At 45.5% G+C, this 231-nt stretch carries 1 protein-coding gene; it reads left to right on the top strand.

Annotation, left to right across the window (positions count from 1 at the left end; all coding sequences use genetic code 11):
- Window positions 1-231 (top strand): hypothetical protein (locus G6Q48_RS22035; RefSeq protein WP_166268428.1); only part of this gene is annotated, 231 nt, incomplete at both ends.

Below are 231 nucleotides of genomic sequence, written 5' to 3'. Positions count from 1 at the left end.
TGCAACCAGCTTGTCGAGGTATGTCTTAGCGACTGAGTGTTTACTTGATTGGGGATGTATTCGAATTTACGACTTTGAGATGGTGGGTCGTGCAGGATTTAAATTCTGCGAATTTAGCCTTCGGCCTGAACCTGCAACCAGCTTGTCGAGGTATGTCTTAGCGACTGAGTGTTTACTTGATTGGGGATGTATTCGAATTTACGACTTTGAGATGGTGGGTCGTGCAGGATT

It is taken from the genome of Providencia sp. M-27 (genome assembly GCF_011077905.1).
GTDB classification, from domain to species: Bacteria; Pseudomonadota; Gammaproteobacteria; order Enterobacterales; family Enterobacteriaceae; genus Providencia; species Providencia huaxiensis.
This window is presented reverse-complemented; position numbering and strand designations above follow the sequence as displayed.